The 17915-nt window shown below is 63.1% G+C and carries 12 protein-coding genes; 2 read left to right on the forward strand and 10 right to left on the reverse strand.

Annotation, left to right across the window (positions count from 1 at the left end; all coding sequences use genetic code 11):
* Positions 1-210 precede the first annotated feature (210 nt).
* Entirely contained in the window at positions 211-1389 is a 1179-nt protein-coding gene (locus KHO27_RS01325; RefSeq protein ID WP_165678491.1) for an integrase core domain-containing protein, read from the forward strand.
* A gap of 691 nt (positions 1390-2080) precedes the next feature.
* Here KHO27_RS01325 and KHO27_RS01330 read toward each other — a convergent pair.
* From KHO27_RS01330 to KHO27_RS01375, 10 genes are all read right to left on the reverse strand, one after another.
* Positions 2081-3208, reverse strand: coding sequence for an IS481 family transposase (locus KHO27_RS01330; RefSeq protein ID WP_214500386.1), 1128 nt, complete (start codon positions 3206-3208; stop codon positions 2081-2083).
* A 174-nt stretch (positions 3209-3382) separates the two neighbouring features.
* Complete coding sequence (locus KHO27_RS01335) at positions 3383-6415, reverse strand: multidrug efflux RND transporter permease subunit (protein ID WP_214501046.1); 3033 nt, start codon at positions 6413-6415, stop codon at positions 3383-3385.
* A gap of 13 nt (positions 6416-6428) precedes the next feature.
* Positions 6429-7571, reverse strand: a complete 1143-nt coding sequence (locus KHO27_RS01340; RefSeq protein ID WP_110697554.1) for an efflux RND transporter periplasmic adaptor subunit — start codon at positions 7569-7571, stop codon at positions 6429-6431.
* A 209-nt stretch (positions 7572-7780) separates the two neighbouring features.
* Positions 7781-8878, reverse strand: coding sequence for a DUF1513 domain-containing protein (locus tag KHO27_RS01345; RefSeq protein WP_110697556.1), 1098 nt, complete (start codon positions 8876-8878; stop codon positions 7781-7783).
* 2 nt (positions 8879-8880) lie between these two features.
* A complete protein-coding gene (locus KHO27_RS01350) occupies positions 8881-9945 on the reverse strand; it encodes an imelysin family protein (protein WP_214501047.1) in 1065 nt (354 codons plus the stop codon).
* 18 nt (positions 9946-9963) lie between these two features.
* Complete coding sequence (locus KHO27_RS01355) at positions 9964-11385, reverse strand: di-heme oxidoreductase family protein (protein ID WP_214501048.1); 1422 nt, start codon at positions 11383-11385, stop codon at positions 9964-9966.
* A gap of 200 nt (positions 11386-11585) precedes the next feature.
* Positions 11586-12923 (reverse strand): imelysin family protein, encoded by a 1338-nt coding sequence (locus tag KHO27_RS01360; protein ID WP_111531722.1) that lies wholly within the window; start codon positions 12921-12923, stop codon positions 11586-11588.
* A gap of 159 nt (positions 12924-13082) precedes the next feature.
* The gene (locus KHO27_RS01365) at positions 13083-15134 is read right to left on the reverse strand and encodes a putative bifunctional diguanylate cyclase/phosphodiesterase (protein ID WP_102682811.1); all 2052 of its coding nucleotides are present in this window, start codon (positions 15132-15134) and stop codon (positions 13083-13085) included.
* A gap of 320 nt (positions 15135-15454) precedes the next feature.
* Entirely contained in the window at positions 15455-16051 is a 597-nt protein-coding gene (locus KHO27_RS01370) for a superoxide dismutase (RefSeq protein WP_110697566.1), read from the reverse strand.
* A 237-nt stretch (positions 16052-16288) separates the two neighbouring features.
* Positions 16289-16888, reverse strand: coding sequence for a LysE/ArgO family amino acid transporter (locus tag KHO27_RS01375; protein WP_110697568.1), 600 nt, complete (start codon positions 16886-16888; stop codon positions 16289-16291).
* 124 nt (positions 16889-17012) lie between these two features.
* Between KHO27_RS01375 and KHO27_RS01380 the strand changes: the two genes are divergently transcribed.
* Positions 17013-17903, forward strand: coding sequence for a LysR family transcriptional regulator ArgP (locus KHO27_RS01380; RefSeq protein ID WP_110697570.1), 891 nt, complete (start codon positions 17013-17015; stop codon positions 17901-17903).
* Positions 17904-17915 lie beyond the last annotated feature (12 nt).

Below are 17915 nucleotides of genomic sequence, written 5' to 3' on the forward strand. Positions count from 1 at the left end.
CCCACATCGCTCGGGTCTTCCTGACTGGATTTCAGCGAATTCTACCGAAGACCTTGAAAGGGATGGCCCTTACGGCGGGTCCCTTTTTGAAGGATCAAAAAGGAACCAAAAAATCCTCGCTGGTATGACTCACCCACATGGGTTACAAATCAGTTCACGCACATAGGTAACAGTCTTTAACTGGCAGGGTCGGTTTTCGAGGATCTGACCATGCCTTGGCGAGAGCTGAAACCTATGGACCTTAAAATGCTTTTCATCGCGGATTACCTGCAGGGGCCGCCCAGCTTCAGTGCCCTGTGCCAGGCCTACGAGATCAGCCGAAAGACCGGCTACAAATGGGTCGAGCGATATGAGAAAGAGGGGCCTTCGGGGCTGGAAGAACGCAGCCGCCGCCGGTTGAACCAGGATTGGGTCGTACCCGCCGCAGTTCGCGAAGCCATCATCGAATTGCGCAGTCGAGGCGAAACGGAACCGGGGCCGAAAAAGATCCAGGCTGCGCTGCAGGAGCGTTTCCCTGATCAGGCGCCGCCCTCGAAGACAGCGATCTACAACATCCTCAAGAAAGCCGAATTGGTCAAACCACGCCGCTTACGTCAGCGTGTAGCGGTCTATCCCAAGCCACTGGAGAAGGCCGAGTCGCCTAACCAGCTGTTCAGTGCGGACTACAAAGGTCAATTTCTGACAGGTGCAGGCGTCTGGTGCTATCCGCTGACGATCATGGATCACGCCAGTCGTTTCCTCCTCGCCTGCCACAGCATGCCCAATACCAACCTGCTGGAAACCCAGGCCGTTTTCACCCAAGTGTTCCGAGAGAATGGCTTGCCTGAGCGGATTCGTACCGATAACGGTGTGCCGTTTGCCAGTAAGGGGCGTGCGGGACTTTCTCAGCTGTCGATCTGGTGGCTGCGTCTAGGCATCATTCCCGAGCGCATTGCGCCTGGTCGGCCTGAACAGAATGGCCGCCACGAGCGCATGCATCGAACGCTCAAAAGCACGCTCCCATCGCCGCCGGCAGTGGCCTGGGAGGCTCAACAACGGCACTTTGATCGCTTTCGGCAGCACTACAATCACGAGCGCTTGCATGAAGCGCTGAAGCAGAAAACACCGGCGTCTTGCTACCAGCCATCTCCACGCCCATTCCCTGAAAAGCTCCCCGAAATGACCTATCCCAGTCATATCGAGAGCTTGCCGGCTGATAGCTCCGGCATCATCAATCGCCGGGGCTTGAGGATCTACGTAGGTTATGTGCTCAAGCACCAGACCATTGGACTGGAGCAGGTTGGGGATGGCGTCTGGGATGTTATTTTCGGTCCCATCATCCTTGGCAGAATCGATGTGCGGGATGCCACTGATGGTTATGTAACGCTCAAGGTGTTGTCACCTATGTGAGTGAACTTTTGTGTAACCCATGTGGGTGATCCGTACACGCTCCATTCATCCGGCCCTGCGCTTCGCTCCGGGTTCCCTCACTCCGGCCTTGCTCCCGGGAGGACCGCGCTGCAGGGCCCATCCTGGGCCCCAGCGCTTGACGGGCATCCATGCCCGTCACCTCCCTCCGCAAGACCTGCGTTCGGCCTCCTGAAGTCGCGAAGTTACGGGCGGCGCCTGGACTGGCGCAGCTGTCGCTAGTTGGAGCGTAATTAATCTCTCGATTGTTTCGCGGGGCCAGCCCGCTCCCACGCAGATGGATTCAGCTTGTTGCGGGATTAACGTGGGAGCGGGCTTGCCCCGCGATAGGCCGGAACAGCCAATACATAACTAACTTTGAAACAGTAAGCTTCGCATTTCCTGTTCCGGCTCTTGCTTCTAAGCGCGCGACAGTTCAGGCGCCGGCAATTGCGACTTCAGGAGGCCGAGCGGAGTTCTTGCGTAGTGGGGCGACGGCCATGGATGGCCGTCGAGCGCTGCGCCCCAGGATGGGGCGTACAGCGCGGTACCCACGGGAGCAAGAACGGAGCGAGGGAACCCCGGAGCGAAGCGTAGGGGCCGTATGAACGGAGCCGAACGGTTTTGCCGACTTTTGCCAAGATGTATGGACTTGAGACATCGCTGACACATGTGCGGGGACATGGTGGACACATTATCGCTTACCGTCGGGGTTGTTGAAGTCGATGGTTCGCAGCTTGTGTTGGCAGAAGTAAACATCAAAATGGTCGGGCCCTTGATCGCTGCGGCGGAGCGCCAATACATAGCCTGCTAGCGCCTTCGCTATCCGAAATGAGCGCTTCTTGAAGCGAAACTGACTGCTGTAGGGTTTCACCAGAATATCGTCGGGACCGTATTCAACGGTCGGTAGACGGCTTGGGAAGGCCCGCCTGCTCATCTGGTAGCGATCTGCCGGCACTTTGTAGCCCAGCTGTTGATGAGGACGCTTGTAGTTGTAAATGCCCCGCCAGAGGTCGAAAGCTTCCTGCGCTTCTCGCAGATCCCGGAAGCTGCGCCCTGTCAGTACCTCGGCCTTGAGCGTCCGATGGAATCGCTCATCCTTGCCATTGGTTTGTGGGTGCCCTGGTCTGCTGAAAGTCAGTCGAATTCCTAGTCGAACCAACCAGATACCTAGCGGTGTGAGTTCTCCAGGATTTCTTGGTGCTCCCCAGGGCGAGCCATTATCCGCGTTGATCTGCACAGGCAGTCCATACCGGCTGAACAGATCGGTCAGGTGCTCCATGACCAACTCTGTGCGCTGATGTGCGCAGGCCTGTATCACAAGGTTGAAGCGAGAGTGGTCATCAATCAGCGTCAGCGGATAACAAGGTCCCTGAGCCGTTTGGAAGAAGCCTTTAAAATCGATCTGCCACAGATCATTCGGGGCTTCGCGCTCAAAGCGTGTCCATGGTTTAGCGGCCTCGGATGCCTCTGCGGTGATCAATCCATGCCGATGCAGGACATTGGTTACGGTGCTGGCACAGATTCGCTGATCAAGCAGGTGACTGATCTTTCGGCCACCCCACGTAGAGTGCTCCTTACGGATGGCAATCACTTCCTCTTCTAGCCCAGGCTGAGTCTTGCGAGGGCTGGCGGCCGGCTTTCGAGAGCGCTCCTGCAAGCCGGGCAGGCCGTCCTGTCGAAATCGATTGAGCCATTTGTAACCCGTCTGAGGGCTAATGCCGAACCGGCGGCATAGCTCCCTCATATTAGCGTCCGGGTGATTGGCCAGGTTAACGAACTCTTCTCTCAAGCTCATGGCATCTCTCGCGTTCCAAGGCATGGTCGTATTCCCGGCAGATTGCTTGCCGAAAAGTGTCAACCATGTCTCCGTACACGTGTCCACCATGTGTCCGGTCCATACACCAAGACAAAAGTCGGCCGCCGTAAGGGCGGAAAGGTGACTAAATGTCGATATCGTCTACGAATACGCACACAAAACCAAAAACAATCACCCTCAAGCCCCAGCAACACCTTTATGCGCCAAAACACTATAAATACAAGGCAAAACAAACAACGTAAACAAAGTCCCCACCGACATCCCGGTAGCAATCACCATCCCGATATCAAACCGGCTGACCGCCCCGGCCCCGGTTGCCAATATCAAGGGCACCATGCCGAACACCATGGCCGCCGTGGTCATCAGCACCGGCCGCAAGCGAATCGCGGCGGCTTCTTCGATCGCCTCGCGTACCCCAAGCCCCCGCTCGTCCCGTAGCTGATTGGCAAACTCGACAATGAGAATCCCATGCTTGGTAATCAACCCGATCAGTGTCACCAACCCTACCTGGGTATAGATGTTCATGCTCGAGATCCCAAGGAACAGCGGCAAGAGCGCCCCGCAGATGGACAACGGCACTGTCACCAGAATCACCAGCGGATCGCGGAAACTCTCGAACTGCGCCGCCAGCACCAGGAAGATGATCGCCAGCGCCAGGCCGAAGGTCACCCATAACGCGCTGCCCTCCTGGACGAACTGCCGCGCTGTTCCGGCATAGTCCAGCGAAAAACCTTCCGGCGCCTCCTCGCGGGCGATGGCGCGCACGGTATCCAGTGCTTCACCCATGCTCACCAGCGGAACGCCCTGGATGATCGCCGAGTTCAGCTGCTGGAACTGGTTGAGCTGTCGCGGTCGGGCCCGGTCGCTCAGGGTGATCAAGGTCGATAATGGCAACAGCTGGCCTTGCTCGTTCTTCACGTAGTAGCTGTTCAGCCAGCCGGGGTTGGCGCGGTAGGGCCGTTCGACCTGGGCGATGACCTTGTAGCTGCGGCCCTCCAGCGTGAAGCGGTTGATCTCGGCCTCGCCCAGCAAGGTCGCCAGGGTGCTGCCCAGGGTGTCCATCGACACGCCCATCTGCGCCGCCTTGGCGCGGTCGATGTCGATCACTACCTCGGGTTTGTCGAAGGCCAGGTCGATGTCGAGGAAGGCGAACTTGCCCGAGGCCTGGGCGCGTTCTTTGACCCGTTGCGCCACCTCCAGCAGCGCCGGGTAGTCACCGGCGGTGTTGATCACCAGCTGGAACGGCAGGCCCTCGCCGGTGCCGGGCAGCGACGGCAGGTTGAAACCGAAGATCTGCAGGCCGCCGATCTGTTCGAGTTCGGCCTGTACCAACGGCAACAGCTGCATCTGCGTACGCTCGCGTTCGTTCCAGGGCTTGAGCAGGAAGCCGCCGATACCGCTCTGCACGCCGTTGAAACCATTGATCTGGAATGACGAGTAGTACTCGGGGAAACCTTTGAAGATCGGCGTGAACTGGTCGGTATAGGCGTTGAGGTAGTCCAGGTTCGCGGTCTGCGGCGAACTGCTCATCATGAAGATCACCCCCTGGTCCTCCTCCGGGGCCAACTCGTTGCGGGTGAACATCAGCAGCACCGGGATCAGGCACAGGATGAGCACGGCGAACACCAGCACCACCGGGCGGCTGTTCAGCGTGCCGTGCAGCAGGCGCTGGTAGCGCACCTTGAGCGCGTCGAAGATCAGGTCCAGGCGGTGGGCCAGGCCGCTGGGGTTCTGTTCGTGGCGCAGCAGCAAGGCGCACATCATCGGGGAGAGGGTGAGCGCGACGATGCCGGAGATGACCACGGCACCGGCCAGGGTCAGGGCGAACTCCTTGAACAGGGCGCCGGTCAGCCCGGTAAGAAAACCAATGGGGGCGTACACCGCGGCGAGGGTGATGGTCATCGACACTACCGGCAGGGCGATCTCGCGGGCACCCTCCAGGGCCGCTTCGAAAGGCGTCTTGCCTTCCTCGATATGACGGTGGATGTTTTCCACCACGACGATGGCGTCATCCACCACCAGGCCGATGGCCAGTACCATCGCCAGCAGGGTCAGCAGGTTCAGCGAGTAGCCCATCATCTGCATGAAAAACAGCACGCCGATCATCGACAGCGGGATGGTCACCACCGGGATCACCACCGAACGCAGGGCGCCGAGGAACAGGAACACCACGACGATGACGATCAGTACCGCTTCGCCGAGGGTCTTGATCACCTCGTCGATAGAGGCCTGTATGAACAGGGTGGCGTCGTAGGCGATAGACACTTTGAGGCCGGAGGGCAGTGCTTCCTCGAGCTGCGGCATGATCCGTCGCACCTCCTTGATCACCTCCAGCGGGTTGGCTGCCGGCGTGGCCTTGATGCCGATGTACACCGATGGCGTGCCGTCGAACGAGCTGACCGTGTCGTAGTTCTCCGCACCCATTTCCACCCGGGCCACGTCGCCCAGCAGCACCCGGCTGTCGCCGCTGGTCTTCACCGGCAGTGCGGCGAAGGCTTCGGCCGACTTGAGCTCGGTGGTGGCGTTGATGCTGGTGACCACGTACTCGCCCTTCACTTCGCCGGCCGCAGAGAGGAAGTTGTAGCGGCGCACGGCGTTGGTCACGTCTACCGCCGACAGGCCGAAGCCGGCCAGCTTCACCGGGTCGATCCAGATGCGCATGGCGAACACCTGGTTGCCGAGGATCTCGGCCTCGGCCATGCCCGGCAACGTGGCCAGCTTGGGCTGGATGACCCGTGACAGGTAGTCGGTGATCTGTGGGTTGCTCATTTCCTTGCTGTAGAAGCTGATGTACATCAGTGCCGAGGCGTCGGCGGCCTCCTTGCTCAGTACCGGATCCTCGGAGTCCTGGGGCAGCTTGTTGCGCACCTCGTTGGCCTTGGCCAGCAACTGGGTGAACAGGCGGTCGGTGTCGGCGCCGATCCGCGCGTAGACCGAAATGATCGAGAAGTTCTGCCGGCTCACCGAGGTCATGTAGTCGATGCCGTCGGCGCTGGCCAGGCTCTGCTGCAGCGGCTGGGTGATGTAGCCCTGGATGGTCTCGGCGTTGGCCCCGGGGTAGGCGGTGGTCACCGTGATCAGGGCGTTTTCCATCTGTGGGTACTGGCGGATCTGCAGCTTGCTCCAGGCCTGCAGGCCCAGCAGCAGGATCAGCAGGCTGACCACGCAGGCCAGCACCGGGCGGCGGATGAACGGGTCGGTGAACGCCATGGCCGCCTCCCGTTCACTGCGCGCCGGGCGCGGTGGGTTTCAGGGGCGTATCGGTGCTGATTCGGATCGCCGCGCCTGGGCTCAGCTTGAGCTGGCCGGCGGTGACGACCTGGTCGCCGGCCTGCAGGCCCTTGAGCACCACGACCCAACCATCGCGGCGTTCGCCGGTCTGTACGGTGAGTTGTTCGGCGATCAGTTGCGGCTGATCGTTGGCATCGCGCAGCGGTTGGCCGTCCTCGCCTTTTTTCGGGCTGACGCGATACACCGAGTTGCCATAGAGGGTATAGGTGATGGCGTTTTCCGGCACCACGACCTGCGGTTGCGGGTCGGGCAGCAGCAGTTGCAGGCTGGCGAACATGCCCGGCAGCAGCTTGCCTTCGGGGTTGGCCAAGGTGGCGCGGACCAGCAGGTTGCGCGTGCTTTCCTCGACCTTGGGGTTGATCGCGCTGAGGCTGGCGGGGAAGGTCTGCTGCGGATAGGCCGCCACCTGGGCCAGCACCCGCTGGCCCAGGCTCAGACGAGGCAGCGCTTGCTCAGGCACATTGAAGTCGACATAGAGGCTGGACAGGTCCTGCAAGGTGGCGATGACCGTGCCGCTGGGCAGGTAGGCGCCGACGTCCACCTGGCGGATGCCGATGGTGCCGCTGAACGGGGCGCTGATGCTCTTTTTCGCCAGCGATGCCTTCAGCTGGTCGACCACGGCCTGGTTGCGCCGGTACTGGCTGGTCAGGCGGTCGTACTCGCCGCGGGAGATCGCCGAATCGCCGACCAGTTGGCTGCCCCGGCCGAAGTCGACCTTGGCCAGCCCCAGGTCGGCCTGGGCGGTGCCGAGCAGGGCGGTTTCCTGGTCGCTGTCCAGTTGCAGCAGCAACTGGCCCGCCTTGACCTGTTGCCCCGACTCGAAATGCAGCGACTTCACCGTGCCGGCCACTTCCAGGCTCAATTCCACGCCCTGGTAGGCCTTGAGGCTGCCGACCGCCGGCAGGCGCTCCTGCCACTGGCGCAGCTCGGCCTGGGCCGCGGCCACGCTGACCGGGGGCCTGGGCTGCGAGAACATCTGCACTTGCTGGTAGATGGAAAAGGCCTTGATGCCCCCCAGGATCAACACGATCAGCAGGACGACGGCCAACATGATCAGCATGCGGCGGCGCAACATGGTCCGGTTCCCTGGAGGTAGGTTTTTATTTATCGGGCACGACCACGGGCGATCCGCTCCACGGGCGATGGGGCAAGTATTGTCGGTTTTCTGGAAAAGGGGGGAGGGAGTTGGCTTGTGCCGGGGCCAGCTCGCTCCCACAGACTCTGTGTATCAGCTGTAGGAGCGGGCTTGTCCTGCGATGAGGCCAGTAGGTCCTGGCAGAAAAATCAGACCAGATGCAGGTGGTTGTCCCAGAACCCGGACGGCAGGTCCATCGGTTGCCCGATCAACTGCGCCTTGCGGCAGTCATAGAAGCGGCAGCGGCCCTGCCCGGAGGTGACGACGAAGCCGTCCTTCACCGCCCCCACCCCGGCGCAATCGGGCATCGGCGCGTCGAGCTTCACTGCGCCGCTGTCCAGGTCCCAGATGAACAGGCGGTTGGCCCGCGGCGCGGTCAGCGCCACCAGGCGCAGGTCGCTGTGGATGGCGACGCTGGCGGTGTACTGGGCCATCGATTGCAGCTGGCGCTCCGGCACCGGGAAGGCCTTGAACGGCTCGCCCGGGCGCTTGATCGCCAGCAGTTCGGCGGTTTCTTCCGAGCCCCCCATGAACTGCTGGCAGGCGGCGATGGTGCCATCGTCGCCAACTGCCAGGTGACGCACGCTGTTCATCTGCTGGGCCAGGGTCTCCTTGCTCAGCAGCGTACCGTCACGCTGCATCAGCACCAGGCTCGGCTCCATGGCGTCGAGATTCATCTCTACCCGGCTTTCGGCCTCGGTGCGGATGCCACCGTTGGCCACCACCAGGGTCTCGCCATCGGGCAGCCAGGCCACTTCATGGGGGCCGATGCCGTGGGTGGAGAGTTCGCCACTGTGCACCAGGCGCTCGCCCTCGAAGCGGTAGACGCCCAATACGCCCCGGCCCGGGTCGCTGGTGTCGTTCTCGGTCGCATACAGCCACTCGCCACCCTTGTGGATCACTGCGTGGCCGTAGAAGTGCCGGTTGGGCTGTGAGGCGAGGGTCTGCAGCAGGCGCCCGTCACGCAGGTCGATCAGATAGCTCTCGGTACCGGGCCGGCGCGCGACGAACAGCGCGATCGGCAGTGTCGGGTGGTCGACGATTGCATGGCAACGCTGAGCCACCTGGGTGCAGAACACCTGGGTGCCGTCCAGGCGAAAGCCGACGGCGTAGTGCTTGCCGTCGCCGTCGTCGCGGGCTGACAGCAGCAAGGGTTCGCTGCCTTTGCCGCGGAACAGGCTCCAGCCACCCAGGGTCAGGGCGCTGAGCAGAACGCTACCGAGTTTCAGGGCCTGGCGTCGCAGCATGATCAGTCACCGTCGTTGGCGTTGAAGCCCAGCTGGATATTCAGCGCCTTGGCCAGCTCGCCTTCGTGCAGGCGGTGGACGACGTTGAGGGCATCGTAGATCTGGTTGAGGGTCTGCTTGCCAGCGTCGTCGGCCAGCAGTTCGCCGAGGGTCTTCTGGTTGTCGGCCAGCAGCTTGAGCGCAGCAGCATAGGCGTCGTCGATCTTCTGTGCCAGTGCCGCTTGGTCCTTGCCCAACAGGCCGCGCAGGCCTTGATTGTCGACCCCGACCCAGACGGTCTGGGCGGCCTTGAGCGAGGCTTCCAGGCTCTTGATCGAGGAGTGGCTGCGCCAGGCCTCGGCTTGCAGTGGTTGGGCAATGCCCTTGCTCTGCCGGCCCATCGGCGCGCCGAGTTTCTTCTTCAGGCTGTCGAGGGCGGTGACCTGGGCACGCAGCACGTCGGCGATCGCCTCGTGGGAGTCGGCGTAGCGCTGGTTGGGGAACTTGGTCATCTGCGACAGCATGCCGTCGGTGCTGTTCCAGCCTTTGATGATCTCTTCGGCCAAGGCCTTCTGGTGTTCGCCGATGGCGACCAGCAGCGGGCAGTAGCGGGCCTTCTGTTCGGCGCTGGCGATGTCCGGCTTGCTGTCGAACAGGATGTATTCGTAGGCGGACAGGCCACGGACCACGACGCTGGCCTTGCCCAGCGACTCGACGGTGACCGCCTGCTCGCCGTTGACCAGTTGCTCGACCTGGCGGCCAACCAGGTTCTTCTTGTCTGGCCAGAACTGCACCTGCCAGGCACGGTTGCCTTCGGCCAGCGGGCCGACCAGCAATGGTTGCAACTCGGCCCAGGCTTTTTGCGCGGTGAGGAAGTCGGCGCGGGCGGTCTCGAGGTCCTGCTTGCCCTCACAGTAGGCCAGGGCACTGGCGGCCAGTTGCCGGTCGGCCTCGACCCAGCGGCTGTAGGTCGGCAGGATCACCTGCTTGGCGATGGCCGCGGAGGTCACTGCCTGTGGGTCTTGTGGCGAGCAGGCGCCCAAGGCGAGTGCGGCGAGGCTGGTGAACAACAGTTTGGGTCGGAACATGCCCGGCTCCTTGTGCGTTTAAAGTGAATTCAGGAAGGCCAGCAGCGCGGCGCGCTGCTCGGCATTGAAGGTCAGTACATGATCGCGCGCCGCCTGGGCTTCGCCGCCGTGCCAGAGCACGGCCTCGAGCAGGTTGCGGGCGCGGCCGTCATGCAGGAACTGGCTGTGGCCGCTGACGGTTTCGCTCAGGCCGATGCCCCACAGCGGTGGGGTGCGCCAGTCCTGGCCGTTGGCGGCAAATTCGGTGCGCTCGTCACTCAGGCCCGGGCCCATGTCGTGCAGCAGCAGGTCGCTGTAGGGGCGGATCACCTGGTTGGCCAGTTCCGGCTCGGCCGCATTGGTTGCGGTGGTGAACTGCGGGGTGTGGCAGCCCTGGCAACCGGCCTGGTAGAACAGGTTCTTGCCGGCCAGTACCTGCGGCGCATCGACGTTGCGCCGGGCCGGCACGGCAAGGTTGCGGGTGTAGAAGGTGACCAGGCGCAGGATATTGTCACTGACCTCCTTTTCGCCGCCCTGGCCATCGCCGTTGGGCGCGGCCAGGCAGTCGACCTGCGCTGCGGTGCAGTCGTCCTTGGGCAACAGGGTGGTGGTCAGGCCCATGTCGCCGGCGAAGGCGTGCACGTTCTGCTGGTTGATGTTGGGCTGCCCTGCCTTCCAACCGAAGCGGCCGATCACGGTCTTGCCCTGGGCATCGTCCCACACTCGGTTGGCGCGGCCACGGATGCCGTCGCGGTTGTGGTCGTCCGGGTCCTCAATGGCCAGCAGGTCGGCTTCGGGGATGGCCTCGAGCAGGCCGAGGCCGATCATCGGCGGGGCGACCCGGGCGGAGAAGCGGGTGTCCGGGTGCAGCGGGCCGTAGCCGAGCTGGGTGATCTGCAGGGTCGGGCGGCGCAGCTCGACCTGGTGGCCGTCCGCGAAGGCGACGCTGTGGTTGTCGTAGGTTACGCGGACCTTGCCTTCCGGGGCCACGCCGGGGATGGCCATGTCCTGCAACTGGGTACCGTAGACGGGCTCTGGGACCACGCCCAGGCGCTCGATCACCTGGGCGTAGTACGGCTGGTCGGGGATCGACAGGCGCACCAGCATCGACACCGCGTTGCTGTCGTCTGGCTCCGGCGGATGGCCGCGACCATCGCGCACGTGGCAGTTCTGGCAGGCGTTGGTGTTGAACAACGGGCCGAGGCCATCGCGGGCGGTGGTGGTGGAGGGAGCGATCACCCAGGGGTTGCGGAAGAAGCTGTTGCCCACGGCGAAGTCCAGGCGCCGCTCGGGCGTGAGGTTGGCCGAGGGCAGCGAGTAGGCGTTGCGATCGCTGCGCTGCACCGTCGCCTTGCCGCCGGAGAGCGCCTCGCCGGGCTCGGCCTGGGTGAAACGCGGGGCGTCGTCACAGGCGGAGAGGGCGAAGGCCAGCAGCAGGGGGCTTAGGCGGAGCAAGGACATCGAGGATCCTGGGCATGGGCGAAAAACCGGCGTGCAAGCTTATCAGGCCGGGGGTGATTGAATAAGAGCAATTTGCAATTGCCAGATGAAATTGGCTTTACCTGGAAATGTCCGCGCCCACCCATCCCGCTCCCGAAGGCGCATGGCACGGAAATGAAAAAGGCGGCCCGAAGGCCGCCTCTGCTGAACCGCGACGCTGATCAGAATTCGTGATCGGCGGTGTCCGGGTTCAGGTTGTCGATGCCCAGCTTGCCCGCGGCCTGCTCGATCGCGCCGGTCTGCTTGACCAGGGAGGCGATGGCGTCACGCACGATCTGGTTGCCGGCGGCGTTGTCGGCGGCGATCAGCTGGTCGTAGTGCTCGCCCTTGAGCGCGTGGTCGACGATCACCTGGATCTTGGCTTCGGTGGCTTCCAGGTCGGCCTTGAGGGTGGCGTCGGTGGCCGGGTCGGCCTTGGCCACCAGCGACGACAGGCTCGGGCCGCTCAGCTTGCTGCCGTCGACACGGGTGTACTCACCCAGGTAGACGTTGCGGATGCCCTTGGCGTCGTAGAAGTGCGAGTAGTGCGTGTTATCGCTAAAGCAGTCGTGTTCGTCTTCCGGCGAGTTGGCCTCCAGCGAGACCTTCATGCGCTCGCCCGCCAGTTCGCCCAGCGACAGGCTGCCCATGCCGAACAGCATCTTGCGCAGGCCATCGTTGGCCGGCTCTTTTTCCAGGCTGGCGCGGTAGTTGTCGGCGACGTTCGGCGCCCAGTTGCCGACCATTTCCTCGAGGTCCTTGACCAGCAGGTCGGTGGCCGCCTTCAGGTAGGCACGACGACGGTCGTTGTGCCCGCCGGTGGCACCTTTGCCTTCGAGGTAGTCGGAGGCCGGGCGGTTGCCCGCGCCTGGGCCGGTGCCGTTGAGGTCCTGGCCCCAGAGCAGGAATTCGATGGCGTGGTAGCCGGTGGCAACGTTGGCTTCGGAGCCGCCCAGCTCGTTCAGGCTGGCCAGCTTCTCGGGAGTGATGTCCTTGACGTCGATCTTGTCTTCGCCCACCTGGATCTCGGTGTTGGCGATGATGTTGGCGTTGGCAGCGGGGTTGCCCAGGGCGTGCTCGTAGCTCTTGTCGACGTAGTCGATCAGGCCTTCATCCAGGGGCCAGGCGTTCACCTGGCCTTCCCAGTCATCGATGATGGTGTTGCCGAAGCGGAATACTTCGCTCTGCAGGTACGGTACGCGCGAGGCGACCCAGGCGTCCCGGGCGGCTTTGAGCGTCTGGTCGTCGGGCTTGGCGAGGAAGGCGTCGACGGCGGTCTGCAGCTGCTTGGCGGTGCTCAGCGAGTCGCTGTACACGGCATGGACCATTTCGGCGTAGTGCTTGACCACGGCCTTGGCGGCGGCTTCATCGACAGCCCCGGGTGCGCTTGCGGTGGTGCTGGCGGCGGCAGGTGCCTGGGCTTGCGGTGCGGCGGCCTTGTCGTCCTTGCCTTCGCCGCAACCGGCGAGGGCGATGGCGATGGCCAGCAGACTGGCGGAGGCCAGAGGCATTCGGATCATTGTTGGTTTCCTGCGTCGTGTGGTTGGACCATGGGTGGACCGTGCGCCGTGGCACGCGAAACCGCAACATCATGCGAAAGATTTGCATTTGCTGTAAAGGGGCGGGCGCGCATTTCATGCAAACGCCCGTTTGCGCGGCTTCACCCAGGTTGGCGGTGGTTACAACGCGGAAACCTGGTTGCGTTGCGCCTGCTTGAGGAAGTTGGTCAGTTCACGCGCGGAAAGCGGTTTGCTGTAGTGGTAGCCCTGACCCTCATGGCAGCCCTGGGCGATGATGTAGGTCTCCTGTTCGGCGGTTTCCACGCCTTCGGCGATCACCTGCATGCCCAGGCTCTTGCCCAGCTGGATGATGGCGCGAACGATGGTGGCGTCGTCATCGTCGTCGAGCAGGTCCTGGACGAAGCTCTTGTCGATCTTGATCTTGTCCAGCGGCAGCGACTTCAGGTAGCTGAGCGAGGAGTAACCGGTGCCGAAGTCGTCGATGGCAATCAAGGCCCCGGAGCGGCGCAGGCTCAGCAAGTGCTGGGCGGCGGTGCTGATGTCTTCCATCAGGCCGGTCTCGGTAACTTCCAGCTCCAGGCTGCGCGGTGGCAGGCGATAGGCCTGCAGCAGGTTGTTGACTACCCGCGGCAGCTCGTTGTGGTGCAACTGCACGGTGGACAGGTTGACCGCCATGCGCAGCTCGCTGAAGCCCTGGTCGTGCCATTCGCGCAACTGCCGGCAGGCCTGGTCGAGCACCCACTCGCCGATGCTGATGATGCTGCCGTTCTGCTCGGCCAGGGGGATGAACTGGTCGGGCGGGACCATGCCCAGCTCCGGGTGCTGCCAGCGTAGCAACGCTTCGACGCCGACCACGCGGTGGTCGCGATAGCTGATCTGCGGTTGGTACACCAGGTACAGTTGGTTGCGCGGCAGGGCTTCGCGCAGGTCTTTTTCCAGTTCGCGACGGCGGCGCATCTCGCTGTCGACGCTGGCGATGTAGAACTGGTAGCGATTGCGCGAGCGGGCCTTGGCCAGGGTCATGGTCTGCTCGGCCTTTTGCAACAGCTTCTCGGTGCTGTCGCCGTCCTCGGGGAACAGGGTGATGCCGATGGTGGCGCGCAGGCGGATCTGCTGGTGGTCGAGGTCGAAGGGCGCCTCGAGGTCGTCGAGGATGCTCTGGGCCAACTCGGCGGCTTCGTAGGGCTGCTCTATATTGGCCTGGACCAGGGCGAACTGGTCGCCGCCCAACCGGGCCAGGGCACCGAGGCGGCCGCTGTGGGCGCGCAGGCGGTCGGCCAGGGCCAGCAGCAGTTGGTCGCCGACCTGGTAGCTGAACTGCTCGTTGATGCCCTTGAAGTCGTCCAGGCCCACGCACAGCACGGCGACGCGGCGTTGCAGGCGACCACCGTCGACGAGGATCTTGTCCAGTTGCTGCTGCAGTTGCTGGCGATTGGGCAGGCCGGTGAGAAAGTCGTACTGGGCCATGCGCTGCAGGCTGTTCTCGGCCTCGTGGCGCAGGTGGGTGTTGCGTTCGATCGAGGCCAGCAACTGGTTGGCGGTGTTTACCCAGATGCCCAGCTCGTTGCGCTCGTGCCCCTTGAGCAGGGGGATCTGGTGCTGGCTGGGGCGGTCGGGGTTGATTTGCGTCAGGTGCTCGATGATCTTCGACAGCGGCTTGGTCAACAGCCAGTGGTACACCAGGTACAGCACCAGGCCCATGGCCAGGGCGCGCAGCACGCCGGAGATGAAGATGATCACCGCGTTGACCAGGAAACCCTCGCCATAGGCGCAGGTGTCGAGGGTGATGCTCAGGTCGCCGTAATATTCACTGTAGGGGCCGCGGCCGACCAACTGCGTGGTGTAGGTGCGCTCCTGGCCGAGGATCAGGTCGGTCAGCCAGCGCATGGACATGTCCTGCAGTGGCCGGGATTTTTCCGCGAGCATGGTTTCGTTGGGGTGGCCGATGGAGGCCATGCGCACCGAGCCGTCCTGAAACAGGCCTTCCATCACCTGCATGCCCATTTCCCGGTCGAGGCTGTACACCGCCTGCGTCGAGGGGTCGCGGAACATGTCGAGGATGCGCTGGGCGTCGTTGTTCACGGACTGGCGGGTCTTGTAGGCGTCATAGACGATCTGCGCACAGCTGAGTACGACGCCGACAGCCAATGCCGAGAGCAGTACGACCCTCAGCAACTTGACCGATAAGCTGTTTCGGAATTCCAGCTTCAATGGGGTTTCCTTAATCCATGCGCATGCCATTATTTTGCCATCAACCATGGCGAGAGACTATCGACCCCATACCCCGTCAGGCAACCTGTCCGTCGACGGAATTGCCCTTGACTCTGTATCGGTCGAGCGGTCATGCGACTTGAGTGCGCTGCGTCAACTTTCCAGAAGGTTGATGTTAGCGCGCTATGCGGGCTGAGCAAGAGCGCGAAGATGGGTTGCAAGCAATTCTGTCAGCTCTGCCCTTGCAGGAGGCGAACGCATTTCCCCAGGCAATAAAAAACCCGGCGCCGGGCCGGGTCTTTTGAATTCAAGGCGAGCAATCAGGCCTTGAAGGTCTTGCCTTCGAACTGCTCGGCAACGAACTCCCAGTTGACCAGGTTCCAGAACGCCTCGACGTACTTCGGACGCAGGTTGCGGTAGTCGATGTAGTAGGCGTGTTCCCAGACGTCGCAGGTCAGCAGCGGGGTGTCGCCGCTGGTCAGCGGGCAGCCGGCGCCGATGGTGCTGGCCAGGGCCAGGGAACCGTCGGCCTTTTTCACCAGCCAGCCCCAGCCGGAACCGAAGGTGCCGACCGACGTCTTGGTGAACTCTTCCTTGAACTTGTCGAAGGAACCGAAGGCAGCGGTGATGGCGTCAGCCAGGGCACCGGTCGGTTGGCCACCGCCGTTTGGCGACAGGCAGTTCCAGTAGAAGGTGTGGTTCCAGACTTGGGCTGCGTTGTTGAAGATACCGCCCGAAGAGCTCTTGACGATCTCTTCCAGGGTCTTGCCTTCGAATTCGGTGCCTGGGACCAGGTTGTTCAGGTTCACGACATAGGTGTTGTGGTGCTTGTCGTGGTGATACTCCAGGGTTTCCTTGGAGATGTGCGGCTGCAGGGCATCGTGGGCGTACGGCAGCGGCGGCAATTCAAAAGCCATGGTGGATCTCCTGATTCAGGTCTGTTTGCGGTATGCGCAAGGCCGATCACGGGCGGCCCGGTGAGCGTCGGCGAGTTTGTACTCTTTGCGACGCAAGGGCTGGATCATAGCACCGGCCTCGGCGCTTAACCACGCAACATCTATAGGGAATAGAGGTTCCAGAGCGGTTGGCTGGGCCCGACAGGTGGGCTGCGTGATTGTCGCGGTCAGCGTGGGATACCCGGTTTTTCTGCAGCGTCAGGTGAAGATCAACTGCGCCGCCACCGCGAACATCATTACCGCCACCATCAGGTCCAGCATGCGCCAGGTTGCCGGGCGTGCCAGCCATGGCGCCAGCCAGGCGGCGCCGATCGCCAGGGTCGAGAACCATACCAGCGAGGCGCTGGCTGCGCCGGCCACGTAGGCGCCGGGCACGGTCTGCTGAGCGCCGAGGGAGCCGATCAGCAACACGGTATCGAGGTAGACGTGCGGATTGAGCAGGGTCACCGCCAGGGCGCTGAGCAACACTGCGCGGCGCGAACGCATGCCCTGGCCTTCCTGATGCTGCAGGCTCTGTTTAGAGCAGGCGCTGCGCAGGGCCTTGGCGCCGTACCAGATCAGGAACAGCGCTCCGCCCCAGCGGGCCACGGCCAGCAAGGTGGGGTTGTGCGCCAGCACCGTGGCTAGGCCGAATACCCCGGCGGCGACCAGCAGCGCATCGCAGACGATGCACAATGCGGCTACGGGCAGGTGGTGTTCACGGCGCAGACTTTGTGCCAGGACGAAGGCGTTCTGAGCGCCGATGGCCATGATCAGGCCGAAGGCCACCAGCATGCCGTTGAGATAGCTTTGCCACATAGCGGGAACACTCCACTGGCGCCGATGCACGATCGGCGCGGGTTGCCAAGAAAGATGTGGCCATTCTGGCGGTTGTGGCGGTATAAGAAAAACAAATAGAGCTGATCAGTCATTAGAGAAATCGATGTTTGACTACAAATTGCTCGCTGCCCTCGCCGCGGTGATCGAGCAAGGTGGTTTCGAGCGTGCGGCCCAGGTACTGGGGTTGTCGCAATCGGCCATCTCGCAACGCATCAAGCTGCTTGAAGCACGGGTTGGCCAGCCAGTGCTGGTGCGTGCCACGCCACCGAGCCCGACGGAAGTCGGGCGCCAGTTGCTCAACCATGTGCAGCAGGTGCGCCTGCTCGAGCGCGACCTGCAACGCCAGGTGCCGGCACTGGACGAGGAAGGCATGCCCGAGCGCCTGCGTATCGCCCTCAATGCCGACAGCCTGGCGACCTGGTGGGCGGGGGCGGTAGGCCCGTTCTGCGCCGAGCAGCAGGTGCTGCTCGACCTGGTGGTCGAGGATCAGGAGGTCGGTCTCAAGCGCATGCGCGCCGGCGAAGTGGCGGCCTGCCTATGTGGCAGCGAACGGCCGGTGGCCGGGGCGCGCAGCCTGCCGTTGGGCTCGATGCGCTATCGGGCGCTGGCCAGTCCCGCGTTCGTGGCGCGTTACTTTCCCCAGGGGTTCGCGGTCGAGCGCTTGGCCCGTGCCCCGGCGGTCGTGTTCGGGCCGGACGATTTCCTGCAGCATCGCTACCTGGCTTCGTTGGGTGTGCAGGAGGGCTTCCTGCATCACTTGTGCCCCTCGTCCGAAGGTTTCATGCGCATGACCGAGGCCGGCCTCGGTTGGGGTCTGGTGCCGGAGCGGCAGGTGGCCAAGCAGCTGGCACGTGGCGAGCTGGTGGAAATCTGTGGCGATACCCCCATCGATGTGCCGCTGTACTGGCATCATTGGCGCAACGGCGGGCAGTTGCTCGCCCAGTTGACCGAGCACCTGCGCGATTCGGCTCAGGACTGGTTGGTGCCCTTGTAGGCACTTCAAGCG

The sequence above is a fragment of the Pseudomonas sp. RC3H12 genome, assembly GCF_018596375.1.
Classification (GTDB): domain Bacteria; phylum Pseudomonadota; class Gammaproteobacteria; order Pseudomonadales; family Pseudomonadaceae; genus Aquipseudomonas.